Origin of the sequence: Streptomyces sp. NBC_00503 (assembly GCF_036346895.1) — a bacterium.
In the GTDB taxonomy this organism is placed as follows: Bacteria; Actinomycetota; Actinomycetes; order Streptomycetales; family Streptomycetaceae; genus Streptomyces.
Map to the genome: position 1 here is coordinate 823,947 of NZ_CP107855.1, position 19,515 is coordinate 843,461.

Annotated in this window: 20 protein-coding genes; 12 read left to right on the forward strand and 8 right to left on the reverse strand. The window is 73.5% G+C overall.

Annotated features, from left to right (window positions below; all coding sequences use genetic code 11):
- Window positions 1-21: 21 nt before the first annotated feature.
- On the reverse strand, window positions 22-759 hold the full coding sequence (locus tag OG490_RS03870; protein WP_330294863.1) for an ABC transporter ATP-binding protein: 738 nt from the start codon (window positions 757-759) through the stop codon (window positions 22-24).
- A 164-nt stretch (window positions 760-923) separates the two neighbouring features.
- On the opposite strand from OG490_RS03870, the gene OG490_RS03875 reads away from it, so the two are divergent.
- The 4 genes from OG490_RS03875 (at window position 924) to OG490_RS03890 (ending at window position 9,746) form a co-directional block, all read left to right on the forward strand.
- Window positions 924-4,259: an FtsX-like permease family protein gene (locus OG490_RS03875; protein WP_330294864.1), complete on the forward strand. Its 3,336-nt coding sequence runs from the start codon at window positions 924-926 to the stop codon at window positions 4,257-4,259.
- Complete coding sequence (locus OG490_RS03880; protein ID WP_330294865.1) at window positions 4,256-7,069, forward strand: hypothetical protein; 2,814 nt, start codon at window positions 4,256-4,258, stop codon at window positions 7,067-7,069. Before OG490_RS03875 ends, OG490_RS03880 begins: the two co-directional genes overlap by 4 nt.
- On the forward strand, window positions 7,066-8,040 hold the full coding sequence (locus OG490_RS03885) for an ABC transporter ATP-binding protein (RefSeq protein WP_443065746.1): 975 nt from the start codon (window positions 7,066-7,068) through the stop codon (window positions 8,038-8,040). The genes OG490_RS03880 and OG490_RS03885 overlap by 4 nt, the downstream gene beginning before the upstream one ends.
- 221 nt (window positions 8,041-8,261) lie before the next feature.
- Window positions 8,262-9,746: a condensation domain-containing protein gene (locus OG490_RS03890; RefSeq protein WP_330294866.1), complete on the forward strand. Its 1,485-nt coding sequence runs from the start codon at window positions 8,262-8,264 to the stop codon at window positions 9,744-9,746.
- 36 nt (window positions 9,747-9,782) lie between these two features.
- Here OG490_RS03890 and OG490_RS03895 read toward each other — a convergent pair whose 3' ends face one another.
- The gene (locus OG490_RS03895; protein WP_443065747.1) at window positions 9,783-11,033 is read right to left on the reverse strand and encodes an RNA polymerase sigma factor; all 1,251 of its coding nucleotides are present in this window, start codon (window positions 11,031-11,033) and stop codon (window positions 9,783-9,785) included.
- Between the two features lie 60 nt (window positions 11,034-11,093).
- A complete protein-coding gene (locus OG490_RS03900) occupies window positions 11,094-11,468 on the reverse strand; it encodes a YciI family protein (protein WP_330294868.1) in 375 nt (124 codons plus the stop codon).
- A gap of 202 nt (window positions 11,469-11,670) precedes the next feature.
- Here OG490_RS03900 and OG490_RS03905 point away from each other — a divergent pair, with 202 nt between their 5' ends.
- The gene (locus OG490_RS03905) at window positions 11,671-12,048 is read left to right on the forward strand and encodes a DoxX family protein (RefSeq protein WP_330294869.1); all 378 of its coding nucleotides are present in this window, start codon (window positions 11,671-11,673) and stop codon (window positions 12,046-12,048) included.
- A 2-nt stretch (window positions 12,049-12,050) separates the two neighbouring features.
- Here OG490_RS03905 and OG490_RS03910 read toward each other — a convergent pair whose 3' ends face one another.
- On the reverse strand, window positions 12,051-12,320 hold the full coding sequence (locus tag OG490_RS03910; RefSeq protein ID WP_330294870.1) for a hypothetical protein: 270 nt from the start codon (window positions 12,318-12,320) through the stop codon (window positions 12,051-12,053).
- A 136-nt stretch (window positions 12,321-12,456) separates the two neighbouring features.
- On the opposite strand from OG490_RS03910, the gene OG490_RS03915 reads away from it, so the two are divergent.
- From OG490_RS03915 to OG490_RS03925, 3 genes are all read left to right on the forward strand, one after another.
- Window positions 12,457-12,795 carry a thioredoxin family protein gene (locus tag OG490_RS03915; RefSeq protein ID WP_330294871.1) on the forward strand — a complete coding sequence of 113 codons (339 nt, stop codon included), beginning with the start codon at window positions 12,457-12,459 and terminating at the stop codon, window positions 12,793-12,795.
- 118 nt (window positions 12,796-12,913) lie between these two features.
- Window positions 12,914-14,104: a cytochrome P450 gene (locus OG490_RS03920; RefSeq protein WP_330294872.1), complete on the forward strand. Its 1,191-nt coding sequence runs from the start codon at window positions 12,914-12,916 to the stop codon at window positions 14,102-14,104.
- An 8-nt stretch (window positions 14,105-14,112) separates the two neighbouring features.
- Window positions 14,113-14,319, forward strand: coding sequence for a ferredoxin (locus OG490_RS03925; protein ID WP_330294873.1), 207 nt, complete (start codon window positions 14,113-14,115; stop codon window positions 14,317-14,319).
- A gap of 93 nt (window positions 14,320-14,412) precedes the next feature.
- On the opposite strand, the gene OG490_RS03930 is transcribed toward OG490_RS03925, so the two are convergent.
- Window positions 14,413-15,429: a BtrH N-terminal domain-containing protein gene (locus OG490_RS03930; RefSeq protein ID WP_330294874.1), complete on the reverse strand. Its 1,017-nt coding sequence runs from the start codon at window positions 15,427-15,429 to the stop codon at window positions 14,413-14,415.
- Between the two features lie 112 nt (window positions 15,430-15,541).
- On the opposite strand from OG490_RS03930, the gene OG490_RS03935 reads away from it, so the two are divergent.
- Both OG490_RS03935 and OG490_RS03940 read left to right on the forward strand, forming a co-directional pair.
- Complete coding sequence (locus tag OG490_RS03935; RefSeq protein WP_330294875.1) at window positions 15,542-15,895, forward strand: DUF1304 domain-containing protein; 354 nt, start codon at window positions 15,542-15,544, stop codon at window positions 15,893-15,895.
- Window positions 15,892-16,476, forward strand: a complete 585-nt coding sequence (locus tag OG490_RS03940; protein WP_443065748.1) for a TetR/AcrR family transcriptional regulator — start codon at window positions 15,892-15,894, stop codon at window positions 16,474-16,476. The genes OG490_RS03935 and OG490_RS03940 overlap by 4 nt, the downstream gene beginning before the upstream one ends.
- A 25-nt stretch (window positions 16,477-16,501) precedes the next feature.
- Here the strand turns inward: OG490_RS03940 and OG490_RS03945 are convergent, their stop codons facing one another.
- Together OG490_RS03945 and OG490_RS03950 are read right to left on the reverse strand one after the other, a co-directional pair.
- Window positions 16,502-17,020 carry a kinase gene (locus OG490_RS03945; protein ID WP_330300762.1) on the reverse strand — a complete coding sequence of 173 codons (519 nt, stop codon included), beginning with the start codon at window positions 17,018-17,020 and terminating at the stop codon, window positions 16,502-16,504.
- Window positions 17,021-17,116: 96 nt separating this feature from the next.
- Entirely contained in the window at window positions 17,117-17,320 is a 204-nt protein-coding gene (locus OG490_RS03950; protein WP_330294876.1) for a cold-shock protein, read from the reverse strand.
- Between the two features lie 197 nt (window positions 17,321-17,517).
- On the opposite strand from OG490_RS03950, the gene OG490_RS03955 reads away from it, so the two are divergent.
- Window positions 17,518-18,555 (forward strand): 2-oxoglutarate and iron-dependent oxygenase domain-containing protein, encoded by a 1,038-nt coding sequence (locus tag OG490_RS03955; RefSeq protein ID WP_330294877.1) that lies wholly within the window; start codon window positions 17,518-17,520, stop codon window positions 18,553-18,555.
- Here OG490_RS03955 and OG490_RS03960 read toward each other — a convergent pair.
- Window positions 18,473-18,841, reverse strand: a complete 369-nt coding sequence (locus tag OG490_RS03960) for an HGxxPAAW family protein (protein WP_330294878.1) — start codon at window positions 18,839-18,841, stop codon at window positions 18,473-18,475. The genes OG490_RS03955 and OG490_RS03960 overlap by 83 nt on opposite strands.
- Before the next feature lie 119 nt (window positions 18,842-18,960).
- Here OG490_RS03960 and OG490_RS03965 point away from each other — a divergent pair, with 119 nt between their 5' ends.
- The gene (locus OG490_RS03965) at window positions 18,961-19,455 is read left to right on the forward strand and encodes a MarR family winged helix-turn-helix transcriptional regulator (protein ID WP_330294879.1); all 495 of its coding nucleotides are present in this window, start codon (window positions 18,961-18,963) and stop codon (window positions 19,453-19,455) included.
- Window positions 19,456-19,515 lie beyond the last annotated feature (60 nt).

The window sequence follows — 19,515 nt, forward strand, 5'->3', positions numbered from 1 at the left end:
CCCGCCCCAGCCACCGACCGCCTAGGCCTCCGTCTCCGCGTCCACGATCTGCCCGTCGCGCAGTTCCACCACCCGGTCCGCCAGCTCCATCAGGGCCGGGTCGTGCGTGGCGACCAGCGCCGTGACCCCCTCGCTGCGCACCACCGCGCGCAGCAGCCGCATGATCTGGCGGCCGGTGTCGGAGTCGAGCTGGCCGGTGGGTTCGTCCGCGATGATCAGGTCGGGCTCGTTCGCGAGGGCGCGTGCGACGGCCACCCGCTGCTGCTGCCCGCCCGAGAGTTCGCCGGGGCGCTGCTCGGTCTGCTCGGCGAGGCCGACGAGGGCCAGCAGGGTGCGGGCCCGCTCCTCGCGCTGCTTCGCCGGAACCTTGCGCAGCCGCATCGGGACCCCGACGTTCTCGGCGGCGGTCAGGGCGGGGATCAGGCCGAAGGACTGGAACACGAAGCCGATCCGGTCGCGGCGCAGCGCGAGGCGGCCTTCCTCGTCCAGGCCGGCCAGGTCGGTGCCGTCGACGCGGACGCTGCCGTCGGTCGGGGTGTCGAGGCCGCCGACCAGGTTGAGCAGGGTGGTCTTGCCGGATCCCGACCGCCCCTTGAGCGCGGTGAGTTCGCCGCGGCGGACCTCGAACGACACTCCGCGCAGGGCGTGGACGGCCTGTGGTCCGGTGCCGAAGCTGCGTCGTACGCCGTCCACGACCACCATCGGCGGCTCCGTGGCGGCGCCTTCCCGCTGTGGCTGCGACTCCTGCTGCTGCGTCATGCTGCGGCTCCCCCGTGTCCGAAAACGCGCCCTTGCGTGCCCGTCCCCGTCGATTTGTTCATCTGATGCACCATTCACGCAAGTCCCTTCCCCTATCTGATCGATTCTGGCAACATCGTCCGCTATCCGGGATGACACGTCCGGTGCGGGGGAGGAACACGCTCATGCTCGGCTTCGTCGTGCGTCGGCTGCGCGGGCGATTGCCGCTCGCCGCCGCCGTACTGCTGACCGTTTTGATCACCACCACGGTGCTCACCGCGCTCTTCGCGTTCACCCGCGGCGTGGGCGAGGCCGGATTGCGCCAGGCGCTCCAGGGGCCCGACCACGCACGCAGCACCGTACTGGTCACTGGCGGACATCCGGCGGCCGACCGCTCCAAGGACGACGAGGCGGTACGGGGCTTCGCGGACAAGCTGTTCGGACCGTTCCCGTCCACCACCGAGAGCGTGGCACGCAGCCGTTCGTACGGGCTGCCCGGTCTGCACGCCCAGCGCAAGGACGCCGACCTGACGCTGCTGGCGGCCTTCGCCAAGGAGCACGTACGGCTTCTCGCGGGTGCATGGCCACAGCCCGTGACGGGGCCGGTTTCCGGCCAGGGCAGCCGCGTTCCCGTGGCCGTACCCAAGGCGGCGCTGGTCCGGCTCGGGCTGACCGAGAACGCGCTGCCGGCCGAGGTGCGCCTCGACGGCCGGAACGGCGTCGACTCCTCGCTGACCGTGCTGGTGACCGGCGTCTACGCGGCGAGCGACCCGGACGCCGCCTACTGGAAACTCGACCCGCTCGGCGCCCGCGGCCTCCAGGTCGGCAATTTCGCCACGTACGGCCCGCTGCTCGCGGACGACTCGGCATTCACCACCGGCGGCCTCGCACAGGACAGCCGCGCCGTGCTCCTCACCCCCGACTTCGCCACCGCCGACATCAACGGGACCGAGGCGGTCCGGGCGCGGGCGACCAAGACGGCCGAAGCGTTCCAGCGCACCTCCGGACTGCATCCGACCACCGAACTCCCCGTAATGCTCGGTGAGTTGGAGTCCGGCCTGACCGTGGCCCGGTCCACCCTGCTGGTCGGCGCCCTACAACTCGCCGTCCTGGCCGGAGCCGCGCTGCTGCTCGTATCGCACCTGTTGACGGAACGCCAGGAGAGCGAGCGCGTCCTGCTCACGGCCCGCGGCGCCTCCCGCCGTCGGCTCGCCCTCCTCACAGCGGCCCAGTCGCTGCTGCTCGCGCTGCCCGCCGCCGCCCTCGCACCGCTGCTGGCCCTGCCGTTGCTCCGCCTCCTCGGCGGATACGGCTCACTGGACCGCATCCCCTTCACCGTCACCCTCAGCCCGTCGCTCTGGCCGGTCGCGGTGGGCTGCGCCCTCGGCTGCGTCCTCCTGACCACCCTGCCCGTCGTTCTGGGCGCTGCGACGGCCGCCTTGCGGCGGACCGGTCGCCGCCAGGCGCTCGTCACGGGCGCCGCCCGCTCCGGGCTGGACCTGGCGCTGGTGGCGCTGGCTGTGCTCGCCTACCAGCAGCTCTCCCGGTACGGCTCCAACGGGTCCACTCCGGCGCCGAGTTCCGCCGACCCGTCCGCCGATCCGTCCGGGGCGCTGTTCGGCGTGGACCCCTTGCTGGTCGCCGCCCCGACGCTCGCGCTGTGCGCGGGCACCCTGCTGGTCCTGAGGCTGCTGCCGTTCGCGGCGCGCCTCGGCGCGCGGATCGCCTCCCGCGGCCGGGGGCTGGGTCCGGCGCTCGTCGGCTGGCAACTCGCCCGGCGGCCGCGCCGTGCCACCGGACCGGTGCTGCTGCTCGTCCTCGCCGTCGCCAGCGGGACTTTCGCCCTCGGCCAGCACACGACCTGGTCCCAATCCCAGCGCGACCAGGCCGACTTCACCACCGCGGGGGGCCTGCTGATCTCCGGCAGCGACCTGCCCCCGATGGGCCGGGCCGGCCGCTACGGCGCTCTGCCCGGCGGTGAGCAGGTGATCCCGACGCTCCGTGCGAAGCAAGAGCTGCCGGGCGGGCGCACCGCGCAGGTGATGGCGTTGGACGCGGCCGCCGTTGCCGAACGGGTTCCGCTGCGGCCCGACTTGCGGAACGGGCGCTCCCTGCGCGAGCTGTTCGCGCCGCTGGTCTCCACGTCGGGGCGGGGGGCGGCGGCCGCCTCCGGCATCCCGCTGCCCGACAGCCCGCAGCGCATCGACCTCGCCGTCGCCGTACGGGGTGTCGGCGCGGCCGGCCGCGCGAGCGTGGGCCTGATGCTGCGCGACCGGTTCGGCATCACGTACCGGAGTCCGCTGGCCCAGCTCCCCGAGGACGGCGAGGCCACCGTGTCGGTGAACCTCGACTCGCTCGTCGGCGCCCCGCTCGGCTCGGCCGCCACTCCGCTGCACCTGGCCGGGCTCGTATTCACGTACGACCACACGCGCTGGAACCCCGACATCGACGACGTGGACACCCCTGATCCGAGCAAGAGGTTCGACGAACTGACCATACGGAGCCTCGCCGTCTCGCAGACCCGCGACGGCGCGGCGGTTCCCGTCGTTGCCGCCACCTCGGACTGGAGGCTCACGGCTCCGGCGCTCAACCACGGCGCCCCGTCCGCCGAGTCACTACCCGCCTCCGCCGCGGGCGGCGTCCCGGCGTTGGCCAGGCTGCGCTACCACGCCGGCCCCTTCGAGGCCGGCGGCGTACTGGTCACCCTGGCCCCGCCGGCCGCCGCGGAGTCCGAGGTCCCCGGCATCGCCACCCGGGCCTATCTGGCCGCGGTCGGCGCGGCCGTGGGTGATCTGGTGCCCGTCAAGCTGGGCGACGCCACCGTGCCGGTACGCGTCACCGCGGCGGTCGGCACGCTGCCGGTCGCCGGAGACACCGCGATCACCGTCGACCTGGCCACGGCGAGCCGGGTACTGGCGGCCGGCGGCCTGGAGCTCCCGGCGCCCACCGAGTGGTGGATGCCGGCCGCCTCTGCCGACGACCCGGCGCCGGCCCGCGCCGCCGCCGAGCTGCGCTCCACAGCGGGCGTCCAGCAGGTGCGGCTGCGCGAGGAGGTGGCCCGGACCCTGCTGGACGACCCGCTCAGCGCGGGGCCGCAGGGAGCGCTCGCCGCGCTGGCGGTGGCCTGCGCGGTGCTGGCGGCGATCGGCTTCGCGGCCTCGGCCGCGGCGGCTTCCCGCGAACGGGCCCGGGAGTTCTCGGTGCTGCTGGCGCTGGGGGCACGCCGGCGGGACCTGGCCTGGACGGCCACGGCCGAGAGCTGCGTACTCGTCGGCCTGGGCACCGTCGCCGGGCTGGGGCTGGGCGGTGTCATCGTTCATCTCGTGGTGCCGCTGATGGTGCTGACGCCGACCGCCGGGCGGCCGATGCCGGAGGTGCTGGTGGACCTGCCCACGGCGCGGACCCTGCTGCTGGCCGCCGCCATCGCCGCGGTGCCGCTGCTGTCGGCGGTCGTCGGCGGCCTGCGCAACCGGAACACCTTGAAGACAGCCGACCGGCTGCGGCACATGGAGGAGATATGACCGGGCCGGCCGCGACGAACTCCGAGCGGCGCACTCCGGACGGCGCGGAGCCTCCCGGGACCGCCCAGGGCGGGACCCCCTCCCACGTGGTACCCGCGCCCGCCCCCTGGGTGCGGACCCGGCTGCGCGCGACCCCGCTCGCCACCCTGCTCGCGGTGGCCCTGGCCTTTGTCGCCGTCCTGCTCTCCGCCGCCCTGCCGCGCGCCGAGGACCGGGGCGCCGACCAGGCTCTGCGGTCCTTCCTGAAGTCACGCGGTCCGAGCCCGACCAGCCTGTGGGTCACCGCGCCTGTCCGCCCCACGAACCCGAACGCCAAGGATCTGGACGAGGTGCTGGCCGCTCTGGTCTCCGGTACCGGTCCGCTCCTGCGCGTCGCTCCCAGCGGTCCCGTCCACGGATCCTCGGCGGACGCCCGGCCACTCCTCAACCCCGGACTGGCCCACCCCGACGGCATATCCCCCCAACTCTCCCTTTACCACCTGCGCGAGGCCGCCGGACACGTCCGGCTCGTGGAGGGGCGATGGCCCGGTGCCCCCGAGCCCGGCGGTCCCATTCCCGTCGCGCTCTCGCAGAGCGCCGCACGGTCCATCGGTGCCCGGGTCGGGATGGTGCTGGAGGCCGCCGCGGGCTCGTCCGGACCGCTCGAGGCCGAGGTGGTCGGGCTGTACGCCGCGAACGACGAGGCCGACGTCTACTGGACCGATCTCGCCTGCCTGACCCGCGCCTGCCTCTCCCCCACGCCCACCCGCCCGCCGCTCACCTACTGGCAGACCGCGGGCCTCATCGCCCCGGAATCGCTGGACCGGCTCGGCGAATGGGGCCAAGGCAAGGCCCGGGACTTCTGGCGGATCCCGGTCGACACCCGGAACCTGCGCGCCGATCAACTGCCCGACACGGCAAAGGAGGTCGCCTCCTACATGGCCGGACCGACCGCGACCCAGCTGGGCTGGGACACCCACCGGTCCGATCTGGACATCGCCTCCGGCCTGCCCGAACTGTTCAAACAGGCCGAGGCCCGGCAGCGGGCGGCCGCGCCCCTCGCCGCGATGGGCCCGGCCGGAGCGGCCGGGGTCGCGTTCGTCGTGTTCTGCCTGGCGGCCGCGCTCACCGGCGACCGACGGGGATCCGAGCTGCGGCTGCTGCTGGCCCGCGGCGGGTCCCGGGCCGGCATCGTGCGCCGGCTGCTCGCGGAGAGCGCCGTCACGGTCCTGCCGGCCGCCGCCCTCGCGACGGCCCTCGCCGTGGTGCTGCTGCCGACCCCCCGCGTGACGGCCACCGTGCTCGCCGCCTCGGCCGCCACGCTCGTGTCACTGCTGGCCTTCCCCCTGCGGGCCGCCGTGTTGCTGTCGCCGCCGCGCGGGCCCAGTCCCCGGCGGCGCCTGGTCGTCGAGCTGCTCGTGCTCGCCGCCACCGCGGCCGCCGTGTTCGAGGTCCGCTCGCGCGGGATCGCCCCGGCCGGCTCCGGGGTCGACCCGCTGCTGGTCGCCGCCCCGCTGCTGCTCGCGCTCTGCGGCGGCCTGCTGCTGGCCCGGGTCCAGCCCGCCCTGGTCGGGGCACTGGCCCGCGCGGCCGGGCGGGGCCCGGGGCTGATCGGCTTCCTCGGGCTGGCGCGCGCCGCGCGGGGCGCCGGGGGCATGTCACGCCCGTCCGTACTCCCGCTGGTGGCACTGCTGCTGGCCGTCACCACCGGCGGCTTCGGCGGCACCGTGCTGACCGCGGTGCAGGACGTGCGGCTCGAGGTGGTCCGTCAGGCCATCGGCGGCGACGCGCAGATCGCGGCGCCCAGCAGCACGCTCCCCGAGTCCCTGACGAAGGCCGCGGCCGCGCTGCCCGGCGTACGGTCGTCGCTGAACGTGTGGACCGAGGACAACGCCTTCCTGATCGGCAACAAGCCGGGCACCACCCAGGTCAGCGTCGTGGTCGCGGACCCGGTGGCGTACGCGGAGCTGTCCCGGGCCATCGGGCGCGGCACGTTCGACCCGGCCGCGCTCGCGGGCGGCGCGCCGGGCGCCCCGGCGCCTTCGGGCACCTCCGCCGCCCCCATACCGGCGCTCGTCAGCGCAGACCTCGCCGCGGAGGACCTCTCCTCGTACCTGCTGCGTATGGACGCCGGCGACCTCCACCTGACCGTCGCCGGCGTGATCGACGGCACGCCCGCCCGGCCGGGCGCCAAGTCCGCCACGGTGGTGGTGCCGGCCGGTCCGGTCACGGCCGCCCTGCCCAAGCTGGGCGCCCCCGACCGCTGGTACGCGCTGGGCTCCTTCGACCAGCACCGGCTGGAGGGGCTCGTACGCGCCGCCGACCCGGCGGCGACCGCCGGGCTCTACCGCGTCCGCACCAGCTCGGCCGAGGCCGCCGAGCTGGGCTCCGACCCGCTCCAGCGCTCGGCCGAGCGGTTGTTCTGGGCCACCTTGGCCGCAGCCGCCGGGTTCGCGGTGCTGGCGGTGCTGCTGACCCTGGTCCGGGCCGCCCCCGACCGCGCGGCGCTGCTCGCGAGGCTGCGCACGATGGGCCTGCGACCCCGGCAGGCGTTGCTGCTGATCCTCACGGAGTCGGTGCCGCTGGCGCTGGCCGCCGCCCTCGGCGGGGCCCTGGTGGCGGCGGGAGCGCTCGCCCTGCTGGGTCCGGCCGTGGACCTGTCGACGCTGGTGGGCGCGAAGGTGGCGACCGGCCTGGGGTTCCTCGCCCGGCCCGTACTGATCCAGGCGCTGGGCCTGGCAGTCCTCGTCGCGGTGGCCGTGCTCGCCGAGGCGGCGATATCCGGCAGGCGACAGATCACTACCGAGTTGAGAGCGGGAGACCAGCGGTGAACCGACCGGCCCACAGCGACCAGCCCACCTTCGAGGAGCTGCGGCAGCAGGCGTTGGCCGCCGCCGAGCCCGTGCGCCACGGCGCGGACACGGCCATCGCCTGCGACCGCCTGGTGCGGATCTTCAGCACGGACGGCGTGGAGGTCCAGGCCCTCCAGGGACTGGAACTGACCGTGGAAAAGGGTGACTTGATGGCCCTGGTCGGCGCCTCCGGCAGCGGCAAGTCCACCCTGCTGAACATCCTGGCGGGCCTGGACGTCCCCACGGCCGGCAGCGCCAGCGTGGGCGGCTACGACCTGCTGGAGATGTCCGCACGCGACCGGCTGCGCTACCGGCGCGAGGCGGTCGGCTTCGTCTGGCAGCAGACGGCCCGCAACCTCCTCCCCTTCCTGACGGCGGCCCAGAACATCTCCCTGCCGATGCAGCTGAAGGGGACCGGGCGCGGCGCCGCCAAGCGCCACGCGGTCCGCACTGGGGAGCTCCTCGAAGCCCTCCACATCGGCGACCTGGCGGGCCGGCGCCCCGCCGAACTCTCCGGCGGACAGCAGCAGCGCGTGGCCATCGCGGTGGCGATGGCCAACGACCCGGCGGTGCTGCTCGCCGACGAGCCGACCGGCGAGCTGGACTCCGAGACGGGCGGGGCCATCTTCGAGGCGTTCCGCACCGTCAACCGGGAACTGGGCGCCACCGTGGTCATCGTGACCCACGACCCGCTCGTCGCGGGCGAGGTCCGGCGCACCGTGGCGATGCGCGACGGCCGCACGAGCAGCGAGGTGCTGCGCCGCACGGTCACCGACGAGCACGGCGCCGAGTCGGTGAGCGAGCGGGAGTACGTGATGCTGGACCGCACGGGCCGGGTGCAGCTCCCGCAGAAGTTCCTGGAGGCCCTGGGGATGGAGCACCGGGTGGCGGTGGACCTCGCGGCGGACCACATCGAGTTGCGCCCCGACGGAGGCAGCTCCCCGCAGTAGCGGCGTACGGGTGCGAGCGCGAGCCGGGCTGCCGCACCCCGCGCCCCCGCTGCCGCCCCGCCCCCACCCCGTCCGTCCCGGGGCCGCCTGCTCCTGCACCGCCTGCTCCGCGCCCGCCGCTGCCCCCTCCCCCACCGGTGAACCGGCTGGTGCGCGTCACTTCCGTGGCCCGGGTGTCGTTAGGGGCTCGGGGTTGACTCGGGGGACGAAGGGATGACGGAATGCGGCAGTTTCCTCTGGAGATGCACCACATGGCACCCGGCCGGGTCGTCGAGTGGCGGTTGCGGTCCACTGCGGCGGCGGAAGCCGACGGGCTGGGCGGCGCGGCGGGCAGGAGGGCTTCCTTCAACCAGGACAAGCACTTCACCGTCGCCGAGGAGAGCCGTGCGGCCGACGATCCCGTCGCCTCGTGGATCGCGGTCACCTTCGAGGTCGCGGGCGTGCTGGACGAAGACGCCCTGACCCGCTCGCTGCTGGCGTTCGTACGCCGTCACGAGGTGCTGCGCTGCGAGTTCCGGCGGCTGGCCGGGGAGTTGGCGTGCGCGCCGATCCCCGCCGAGGAACTGGCCCTCGACACAGTGCAGGTGGCCTCCTTCGACCGCACCGAGGAGCTGACCGGCTTCCTCGTCGAACGGTTCAAGCGGAGCATCGACACCCTGTCCTGGCCGCTGTTCACGATGGGCGCGGTGCTCCGCGAGGACTCCGCGACCGTCTACCTCGCCTTCGACCACATCGTGTGCGACGGCATGTCGATGCCGATCGTGGTCCAGGAGGTTCAGAGCGGCTACGAGGCCCTGCGCCGCGGCGAGGAGATCGACCCGGCGCCCGCGGCGAGCTATCTCGACTTCGCCGAGGAGCAGCGCCGCCGCTACCTGTCCATCGCCGCCGACGACGAACGGCTCGGCTACTGGAAGCAGTTCATGGCGCGCGGCGGGGAGTTCTTCCCGCGCTTCCCGCTCGAACTGGGCGTGGAACCGGGCCGGATGTACTCGATCGTCAACGAGGCCTCGCCGCTGCTGGACGCCGCCGAGGCGGAGGTCTTCGAGAAGGCCTGTCTGGCGGTCGACGGCAAGCCGTTCATGGGGGTGCTGGCCGCCGTCGCCGTCTGTCTGCGCGAGGCCGGCGGTCCGGGCGTCTACCGGGGGTTCATGCCGGTGAGCGAGCGCGGCCGCGCCGAGTGGACGAACTCGGTGGGGTGGTTCGTCAACACCATGCCCATCGAGTTCGACGCCTCGCCCGGACGGGACTTCACGCAGGTCATGGCCTCGGTGCGGGCCGGGTTCGGCGAGATGATCGGCCATGTGGACGTGCCCTTCGTGCGGGCCTGGGAGCTGTTGGCACCCCGTGAGTTCGCCGCCCGCTCCTGGCCGTACCCGGTGAACTTCTTCTCGTACATCGACATGCGCAAGTGCCCGGGTGCCGAACGGCACGAGGACTGGCGGCCCACCTCCCACGTGTGGTCGGCGCAGGCCAACGGGGCCTGTTCCTGGTTCCAGCGGGACGCGGACGGGCTGCACATGAACTCGATCTACTCCGACACCCCCGCGGCCCGCCGCACGATGGACGGATTCCAGGAGGCACTGCGCGAGACGGTCCGGGAGATCGCCCGCCACGGCTCCTTCCGCCGGCCGATCGCGCTGACTTCGCCGCGCCGGCCAGTCGCCCGTACCCCGCTCGACGTGGCGGCGTTCGCCCGGCGCCCCTGAGGCGGCGGGGCCACCAGGAGCGGCCGGGGCCGAGGCTCAGTCGGCCAGCCGGGCCGCGCGCTCGCGCAGCAGGGCCTGCTCCCTGGCGTTGTGGGTGAGCGAGGCGGCGCGCTCGAACTCCGCGCGGGCCTCCGCCGGGCGGCCGAGCCTTTCCAGCAGGTCGCCCCGTACGCTGGGCAGCAAGTGGTAGGCGCGCAGGGCCGGTTCCGCGGCCAGGGCGTCCACCAGCGGGAGCGCCGCCTGCGGCCCCTCGGCCATGGAGACGGCGACGGCCCGGTTGAGCTCGATCACCGGTGAGGGGACGAGCCGGACGAGACGCCCGTAGAGGGCGGCGATCGTCGGCCAGTCGGTGTCCTCGTAGCGGACGGCGGCGGCGTGCACGCCCGCGATGGCGGCCTGGACCGAGTAGGGGCCGGTGCCGGCGCGGCTCAGGGATTCGACACCGCGCCGGATCAGCATGCGGTTCCACCTGGCCCGGTTCTGGTCGGCGAGCAGCACCGGCTCGCCGGCCGGGCCGGTGCGGGTGGCCATGCGGGAGGCCTGGAACTCCAGCAGCGCCGCCAGCCCGTGGACCTCGGGCTCCTTGGGCATCAGGCCGGCCAGGACGCGGGCCAGGCGCAGGGCGTCCTCGCAGAGCGCGGGCCGGACCAGGTCGTCGCCCGCGGTCGCCGAGTAGCCCTCGTTGAAGACGAGGTAGATGACCTCCAGCACGGAGGCGAGGCGCTCTTCGCGATCGGCCCCGTACGGGACTTCGAAGGGCACCGCCGCCTTGGCCAGGGCCCGCTTCGCCCGGACGATGCGTTGGGCGACCGTGGGCTCGGAGGACAGGAAGGCGCGGGCGATCTCCTGGGTCGTCAGCCCGCCCATCAGGCGCAGGGTGAGCGCGATCCGGGCCTCTGTGGCGAGCACGGGGTGACAGGCGGTGAAGATCAGCCGGAGCAGGTCGTCGTCGATGGCCTCGGGGTCGGCGAGCTCGGCGGACTCCGAGGCCGGCGGCTCGTCCTCCAGGGTGCGGCCGACCTCCGCGAGTTTGCGCGCGTAGGTCTCCTTGCGGCGGACGAGGTCGATGGCGCGGTGCTTGGCGGTGGCCATCAGCCAGGCGCCCGGCTTGTCCGGGACACCCGACTGCGGCCACTGTTCCAGCGCGGCGACCAGCGCGTCCTGCGCGAGTTCCTCGGCGATGCCGAGGTCGCGCACGATGCGGGCCACGCCCGCGATGATCCGGGCGGATTCGATCCTGAACACCGCTTCGACCGCACGGGTCGTATTCACTGCCGTCACGGCCACCCATCAGAGCAGCCGTGACGAGGCAGGGCAAACGCGGAGGCGGGGCAAACGCGGAGAGGATCAGGCCTGCGGACCGGGGCCCTCGTCGATCTGGCGGAGCTCGATGCCGACCGTCCAGCTCTCCGGGTGGACCTCCAGGAAGCGCTTGGTCCACTCCAGCGCCTCGTCCTTGTCCTTGCACTGCATCAGGGCGTACCCGCCGACGACCTCCTTGGTCTCGGTGAAGGGGCCGTCGGTGTAGCTGAGCTTGCCGCCGGACCAGGTGACCCTGGTCCCCTCGGAGGTGGGGAGCAGGCCGGCGGTGTCCAGCATGACCCCGGCCTTGGTGATCTCCTCCAGCAGTCCGCCCATGCGCTGCTCGAAGTCGGCGGGGAAGGGGGTCTCGGGGGTGAGGCTCTGCTCGTCGATGCGGACCATCGAAAGGAAGCGCGGCATGGTGACTCCTCGGTCGGGAAGGACGGGGGCTGTCCCCGCCTCTCACCCTTGCGTCGAACGGGGGCCGCCCGGATCGACAGCTCCCCCGGAAATTCTTCAAAGAATCTTCCGGGACTGCCCGCCGCAACCGCCGAAGGCGCGCCCACCGGACGCTACCGACGAGTAGGATCGCCGGGCCCAGGCCCCTTCGAGAGGATCCCCGATGCCGCGCATACCGTCCTCACCCCTGCTCCTCGCCGGTCTGCTGGCCAGTGCGGCGGTGGCGCACGCGGTCGTCCCGAAGCAGTTCGACGCGATCGTGCCGCGCTCGCTGCCCGGCAGCCCGCGCCGGTGGACGTACGCGAGCGGTGTCGCGGAGCTCGCCCTGGCCGCCGGGGTCGCCCACCCGCGCACCCGTCGCGTCGCGGCGATGGCGACGGCGGCGTTCTTCGTCGGCGTCTTTCCCGCGAACGTCAAGATGGCCGCCGACGCCCGCCGCCGCTCCCCCGCCCTGCGGGCCGTCGCCGTCGGCCGGCTGCCGCTCCAGGTCCCGCTGGTGATGTGGGCCCGCAGCGTGAGCCGGTCCGCGGCGACCCGCTGAGTTCAGCGGCTGTCGCCCGTCCAGTCCCAGTGGCCGGGATCCTGTGTGCGACGGCGGTAGTGCGCCCGGCCGCCCGGGCCGTAGCGCCCTATCTCCGTCGGGAGCCGGGCCTCCTCGGCGAGCTGCGGCCCGCTCCAGCCCGTGATGTCGAGGAGCAGCCCGTCGAGCGGGCCGCCGACGAGCTCGCCGTAGGCGTGCCCCTGGAGCGGACCCGGGTCGGGGTCGTCGTGGTCGGCGCCGTAGACCCGGCGCCGGAGCATCCTGTCGTCCATGTCGCCCAGCTTCACAGACGGCACTGACAACGCCCTGGCCAGAGGGATGGCGGGGCCGCGGCGGCCGGTGCCCGCCGACCGGCGATGATGGGAGCCACCTTCCCGATCGCACGGCACACGGAGCGGAGCACCACCCATGGCACGTCTGGTACACCAGCCACTGGAGGACCAGGAGTTCGAGTTCATCCTCGGCATGACGGACGGGCCCGTGCTGGCCTACTTCTGCGGCAGTTGGCCGAAGGCCGTCGAGGCCTGCCGCGCGATGGATTCGGTCGTCGCCGAGCTGGCCCAGGAGTACGGGACGCGGCTGACGGCCGTCCGTACGGACATCACCCGCTGCCCCGCGCAGACCAAGCGGTACGAGGTCACCGGCGCCCCGACCGCCGTCCTGCTCAAGGGCGGCGAGGCGGTCGCGACCCAGGCCGGGCCGATGACGCGCGAGGAGTTCCGCGCCTTCCTGGACCCCCATCTCTAGGCCGTTGGGCCGTCCAGGCGAAGCCAAGCAATCTGGCTGAAAGTCACATGGATCGGATAGGTGCCTAAGGCATGTAATGGGTTCCGGCAAAACGGAACCACCGCGTGCGAGGTGTTGTATGTCCGAGAAAACCGTTGCCTTCCCCCAGGACCGGACCTGTCCCTACCACCCGCCGGCCGCCTACGAACCACTGCGGACCGGCCGGCCGCTCTCCCGGGTCACGCTCTTCGACGGCCGCTCCGTATGGGTGGTCTCGGGGCACGCCGAAGCGCGGGCCCTGCTCTCCGACGGCCGGCTCTCCGCCGACCGGCTGAACCCCGATTTCCCCACCCCCACCCGGCGGTTCAAGGGCCTGCAGAAGCGGCCCACCGCCCTGCTCGGCCTCGACGACCCCGAACACAACACCCAGCGCAGGATGTTGATCCCGAGCTTCTCGCTGAAGCGGACCGCCGCCCTGCGGCCCCGGATCCAGGAGACCGTGGACCGGCTGATCGACGAGATGGTCGCGGCCGGCCCGCGCGCGGAACTGGTCGGCGCCTTCGCCCTGCCGGTGCCCTCGATGGTGATCTGCGCGCTGCTCGGAGTCCCGTACGAGGACCACGAGTTCTTCGAGAGCCAGTCGCGCAGGCTGCTGCGCGGACCGGAAGTCGCCGACGTGGAGGACGCCCGCGATCAGCTCAACGGCTATCTGCGCGAGCTCATCGGGCACAAGCGCGAGCACCGGGGCGACGGGCTGCTGGACGAACTGATCACCCAGCGGCTGGAGACCGGGGAGACCGATGTCGAGGAACTGGTCTCGCTGGCCGCGATCCTGCTGATCGCGGGGCACGAGACCACCGCCAACATGATCTCGCTCGGTACGTTCACCCTGCTCAACCACCCCGAGCAGCTGGCCGAGCTGCGCGCCGACCCGGCCCTGATGTCGGCGGCGGTGGAGGAGCTGATGCGGTTCCTGTCGATCGCGGACGGCATGCTGCGCGTGGCGAGGGAGGACATCGAGATCGGCGGGGTGACGGTGCGCGCCGACGACGGGGTGATCTTCTCCACCTCCGTCATCAACCGCGACGAGGCCGTGTTCGCGCAGCCCGACGACCTGGACTGGCACCGGCCCACCCGGCACCACCTGGCCTTCGGCTTCGGCATCCACCAGTGCCTGGGCCAGAACCTGGCCCGCGCCGAGATGGAGATCGCGCTGGGCACCCTCTTCGAGCGGCTGCCGGGGCTGCGGCTGGCCGCCCGGCCCGACCTGATCCCGTTCAAGCCCGGGGACACCATCCAGGGCATGATCGAACTCCCTGTGGCCTGGTGAGGAGCCCGATGTCCACTGCGCGCATCTCCATCGACACGGGCGTCTGCATCGGGGCCGGACAGTGCGCCCTGACGGCGCCCGGGGTGTTCACCCAGGACGACGACGGCTTCGGCGCGCTGCTGCCGGGACGCGAGGACGGCGCCGGCAGCCCCCTGCTCCGGGAGGCCGCCCGGGCATGCCCGGTGTCGGCGATCACGGTCGAGGAGCCCCGCTAGCGTCCGTCCGGTCAGTGCCCCGAGCCGCCGAGCCGCTGGCGCAGGCACGTCCCTGATCAGCCGCGCCCCGGTGATCCGTCCGCCGGGCTCCGCCTACGCGCCGGGCGCGGCCTCCGGCAGCAGTGCGGCCGCCTCACGCTCCAGCGCCAGGGCGCCGTCCACCAGCTCCGCGCAGGCGTCGAAGAGCTCCCGCCGTGCGGCGGCGTCCGACTCCGGGTCGGCCGTACGGGCCAGCTCCGCGAGCCGCGACCACTGCCCGCCGGAGCTCCGGAAGAGGCCGGCCGCCTCCGGGTGCCCGGCGAGGTCGAGGAAGTCCGCGTACAGCGGCCGGGTGGCGCCCGGGGAGGTCCACTCCTCCTCCAGGCAGGCGTGCAGCCGTCCGGTGCCCAGCGCGAAGGCCTCGGGGGTGGCGAACCGGCGCTCCCAGCCCGCCTTCGTGGTGGTGTCGCGCAGCTGCGCGGCGAGCTTCTCCATGCCGGAGAAGCCGAAGTTGACGTCGAAGTGGTTGCCGAGGACCGGGCCGGTGAGGCGGCCGACGGTGTGGGCGATCGCGGCGTCCGGGTCCGTCTCCCCGGCGGGCTTGCCGGTGGTCACCACCATCTGGTGGCGGCCCTTCTTGTGTCCGGACCAGGCGGCGCCGAACTCCTCGCGGCCGATCGCGTAGGGGGTCGCCGCCCCGTCCTCCACGTAGTAGGTGTCGCCCTCGTAGCCGACGACGACCACCACGTACGGATCCGCGGCGGCCAGCTCGGCCACGGCGGCGGGGCCGTGCCAGGGCAGGGCGGACCTGTTGACGGTGCAGAACACCGGAGCGCCGGCGTCGAGCGCGGCCTCGACCCGGTTCCAGCGGGGCTTGGCGCTGCGCGTGGCCTCGTAGGGGATGTTCAGGCGGCCGAGGGCCACCTGGACCCAGGGGTCGGGGTGGGCCTGGGCGACGATCGTCGGCATCGGCGGGCGGCCGGCGTACTCGAACACGAAGTACATGAAGCCGATCCCGCCCGCCAGGCCCGCGACCAGCGCCTCGTCGTGCACGCTGCCGAGCGCGTGCCGGATCAGCGAGGCCTCGCGGTGTCGTCCGGTGCCGAAGTCTTCATATACGAGCGCAGTCATGCGGCCAGGGTATCCGCGTCGCGGGGCTCGGACCGCGACAGCACTTCCTGTACAGTTGTCCAGGAAGTCGGACGGACCGGTCTTCGCTCACCCCGCCCCCAGGGAGGTGGCCGTGCACACGGTCGCAACGATCCTCATCGGCCTCGTCGCCGCACTGCACGCGTACATCCTGGTGCTGGAGATGTTCCTGTGGCAGCGGCCGCCCGGCCGGTCCCTGCACGGCTTCGACGCCGACACCGCCCGCCTGACCGCCCCGCTCGCCGCCAACCAGGGCCTCTACAACGGGTTCCTCGCGGCCGGCCTGGTTTGGTCGCTCGTCATCGACTCACTGGCCACGCAGGTCTTCTTCCTCGTCTGCGTGATCGTCGCCGGGGTGTACGGGGCCGCGACCGCCAACCGCCGGATCCTCTTCGCCCAGGCACTGCCCGGCGCCCTCGCCCTGGGTGCGGCGCTGCTCGCCGCGTGACCTCCGGCCGGCCGAACACCGACCCCCGTACGGCGCGCACCATGGCGCGGCTGCGGGAGAGCCTCCTCGCGGAATGCGCGGACCGGCCGCTCTCCGAGGTCAGCGTCTCGGCGGTGGTCCGCCGGGCGGGCGTCGGCCGCGCCACCTTCTACCTGCACTACGAGGACCTCACCGCGCTGGCGGTGGACGCGTGCGCCGACGTCGTGCACGCGGCGGTCGACGCCCTGCACGCCTGGCAGACCGGGCCCTCGGCCCCCGCTCCGGCCCGCCCGCCCGCCGCGCTGGCCGAGTTCCTCGCCGGCGCCGCCGACCGTGCCCCGCTCCACCGCACCCTGCTCCTGCCGGGCGGCGGCGGCCCGCTGGGCGAGCGCCTGCACCGGGAGCTGCGCGCCCGCAGCCGGGCCGAGCGGGCGGCGGTGGGGGCACCCCGGCCCGATCTGGTCGCCTCGGCGGTGGCGGCCGCCTTCACCGGCATCCTCGCGGACTGGCTGCACGGCGAGTTCCCGGCGGACCTGTCGGACCCGTCCGAGCTGGCGGACCGGATCTGGACGCTGCTGCTGGCCCTGCACCGCGCCGGTTAGACCGCGCAAGCCCTCACTGGGCCCCTCAGCCCGAGGCCAGCCCGGTCTCCTCCATCACCCGGGCCACGGTGTCCTCCAGGGAGTCCGCGGCCTCGACGATGCTCTCCCAGTCCCCGGGGAGCAGGTCGAGCGGCCGGTACCACTCGCGCAGCTCGGCCTCCCCGAACTCGGCGCCGTAGGGCTTGCCCGCGTGCCGCCGCACGGTTTCCTCGAACGGCACGTCGAGGTAGTAGAAGTGGGTCCGCCCCCGGTGGGCCGCGCGCAGGGCGTCGAGCATGGGGCCGTAGCGGTCCGCGTAGAGGATGCCCTCGACGATGACGTGGAATCCGTGGTCCAGCGCGTACCGGGCCACGCTGCCGATCAGCCCGATGTTCGCCGCGCCGGGGGTGTCGCGTTCGCGCAGGACGACCCGTCGCAGGGTGTCCTGGCCCACGAGCGCGATGCCGCTGCCGTGGCGGTCGCGGATCTCCTCCGCGACCGAGGACTTGCCGGAGGCGGAGTTGCCGCGCAACACGATCAGCCGGGTGTCCGGCGTGCCCGTCATCATCCGGACCACGCTACCGGTCCGCGCCGCACGCGCGTGAGCCCCGCCCGAGGAGCGGACGGGGCTCAGCTCACCTGCCGGGCTCGTGAAGCGGCCTTAGAGGCCCACCACCTGCTCCGCCTGGGGTCCCTTGGGGCCCTGCGTGACGTCGTACTCGACCTTCTGCCCCTCCGCCAGCTCCTTGAAGCCGGTGGTCTGGATGGCGGAGAAGTGCACGAACACGTCGGGACCGCCGTCGTCCTGCTGGATGAAGCCGAACCCCTTCTCCGAGTTGAACCACTTCACGATGCCTGTTGCCATCTGTACTGATCCTTCACAACGTTCCACCGGCCGCACACGCGGCCGGTCCCGATCCTGCCCATTGATCGGCCCGAGCACACGCCAAGCGCGGCCAACCGGGGTGCTTCCCGCTATTCGAACTTTTCTCCGTCCCGTCCGTGAAACGAGGGAGCAGGCCTTCACACGGGCCTTGGAGGGCCCTTCGAAAGGGGACCGACATGGGCGAGCTCGCGACTTTCCGAGTGCCGCAACGGATCACCGGGACGGCGGCGGACGCCGTACTGGGCGGGGCGATGGTCCGCGCCTGGCAGCGCGACGGGATCTTCCAGGTGGCCGCCGATCCCGCGCAAGAAGCCCGCACGCGGGCCGCGCTGGCGGTGAGCGGGCGGTTCTTCGCCCGGCCTGCGGCCGAGAAGGCGGCGTACGTCAACGACACCTCGTACAGCGGGTACATCGCCTCGGGCGAGGAGGTGACGGCGGGGCGGCCGGACGCCTCGGAGATCTTCACCATCACCCCGGACATCGGTCCCGCGGATCCCGGCGCGGCCGCCGGGCTGCCCTGCCACGGCCCGGTCCCCTGGCCCGGTCAGGAGTACCGGGCGGCCATGGAGGCGTACCTGGCGGGAGTCGGCGGGCTCGGCGAACGATTACTGCGGCTGGTGGCCCTGGGGCTGGGCCTGGGACCGGCCGGCATCGACCGGCTCGCGGGGCTGACCCGCGGCGGCTGGCACCACATGCGGGTGCTGCGCTTCCCGGCCGCCGCGCGGACCGCCGAGCGCGGGATCGGCGCCCACACCGACTACGGGCTCCTCGTGATCGCCGCGCAGGACGAGGTGGGCGGGCTCTGGGTACGGCCCCCGGTGCCGGGCGAGCCCCGCCCGCGCAACTGGCTGCCGGGCGAGAGCTCGGCGGGGTTCGCCGAGAACCGGCCGGGCTGGACCTTCGTGCGGCCGGTGCCCGGGGTGCTGACCGTCTTCCCCGGGGACATCCTCCAGTTCATGACCGGCGGCGCCCTGCTGTCCACCCCCCACAAGGTGCGGCTGGCCGACCGGGAGCGCCACGCCCTCGCCTATTTCCACGAGCCTCGCTTCGGCGCCCGGATCCGCCCGCTCGACCAGGGCCGGGCCGCGGAGGGCTCCGTCATCCACTACGGGGAGCACTTCACCCGGATGTTCATGCGCTGCTATCCGCAGCGGGCAACGACGCGGCGGATCGAGGCCGAAGGGCTGCTGCGCTCGCTCGCCGCGGCCCGCTGACCCGGCAGCCGAGGCAGTCGGCGTGACCGCTGTGCGCGGCGGTGTCGCGGACCCGCCAGTCCCACTGGTCCTCGGGACGGGGGCCGCTCGGCTTGCCCCAGCCTGCGAGGTGGAGCAGCCAGGTGACGATCCCCGCCGCGACCACGACCAGGAGGCCGATCCAGATGCCGGGGGTCCAGGACGCGCACAGGGCCGTGCCCGCCGCCGAACAGCCCACGAGGGCGATCGCCGTACCGGTCCAGCCGGCCACGGTGTGGCCGAGGTCTACGTGGCCGTGGGCGCTCATCGTTCTCCCCTGGTTCGGTGGGTTCATTCGGTGGGTTCAGTAGGCTCGAACGGCGTTCTCTCACGGAGAAAGCCATTTATCTCACGAGCTAAGTAACTTAGATGCTAAGGAGTAACCGCGTGCAGGGCAAGCCCCGCCCCGCGGCCACGGTCCAGGAGGCGCTCTCGCGCATGGACCGGTACGTCGCCCTCGGCATCCTCGGCCAGCAGGAGGTGGCGCAGCTGCTGGGGCTGAACGTCACGGACCTGACCTGCCTGGGCCACATCCTGGGCGCCGGGGACAGCCCCCTCGGCGCGGGCGACCTCGCCGAGCTCACGAACCTCACCACCGGGGCCGTGACGGGGGTCCTCAACCGCCTGGAGCGGGCCGGCTACGCGAGCCGGCAGCCCGACCCAACCGACCGGCGCCGGGTGCGGGTGGTCGCCGACCCGGCGGCCGCCGCCAGGGTCTTCGCCGTCTACGAGCCCTTCTACGCACGGCTCGGCGCGGTGTTCGCCGAATACTCCCCGGACGAGATCGCCGTCATCGCGGACTGGTTCGGGAGGGCGACGGCCGAGGTCACCGCCCATCTCGACCGGGTGCGGGCCGCGGAGCTCGGGCCTGTGGCCCCGTAGGCCCGATGGTAAAATTTGCCTTTTGGCGACGTTCGCGTCGCGCTCCCGATCATCTTGTGC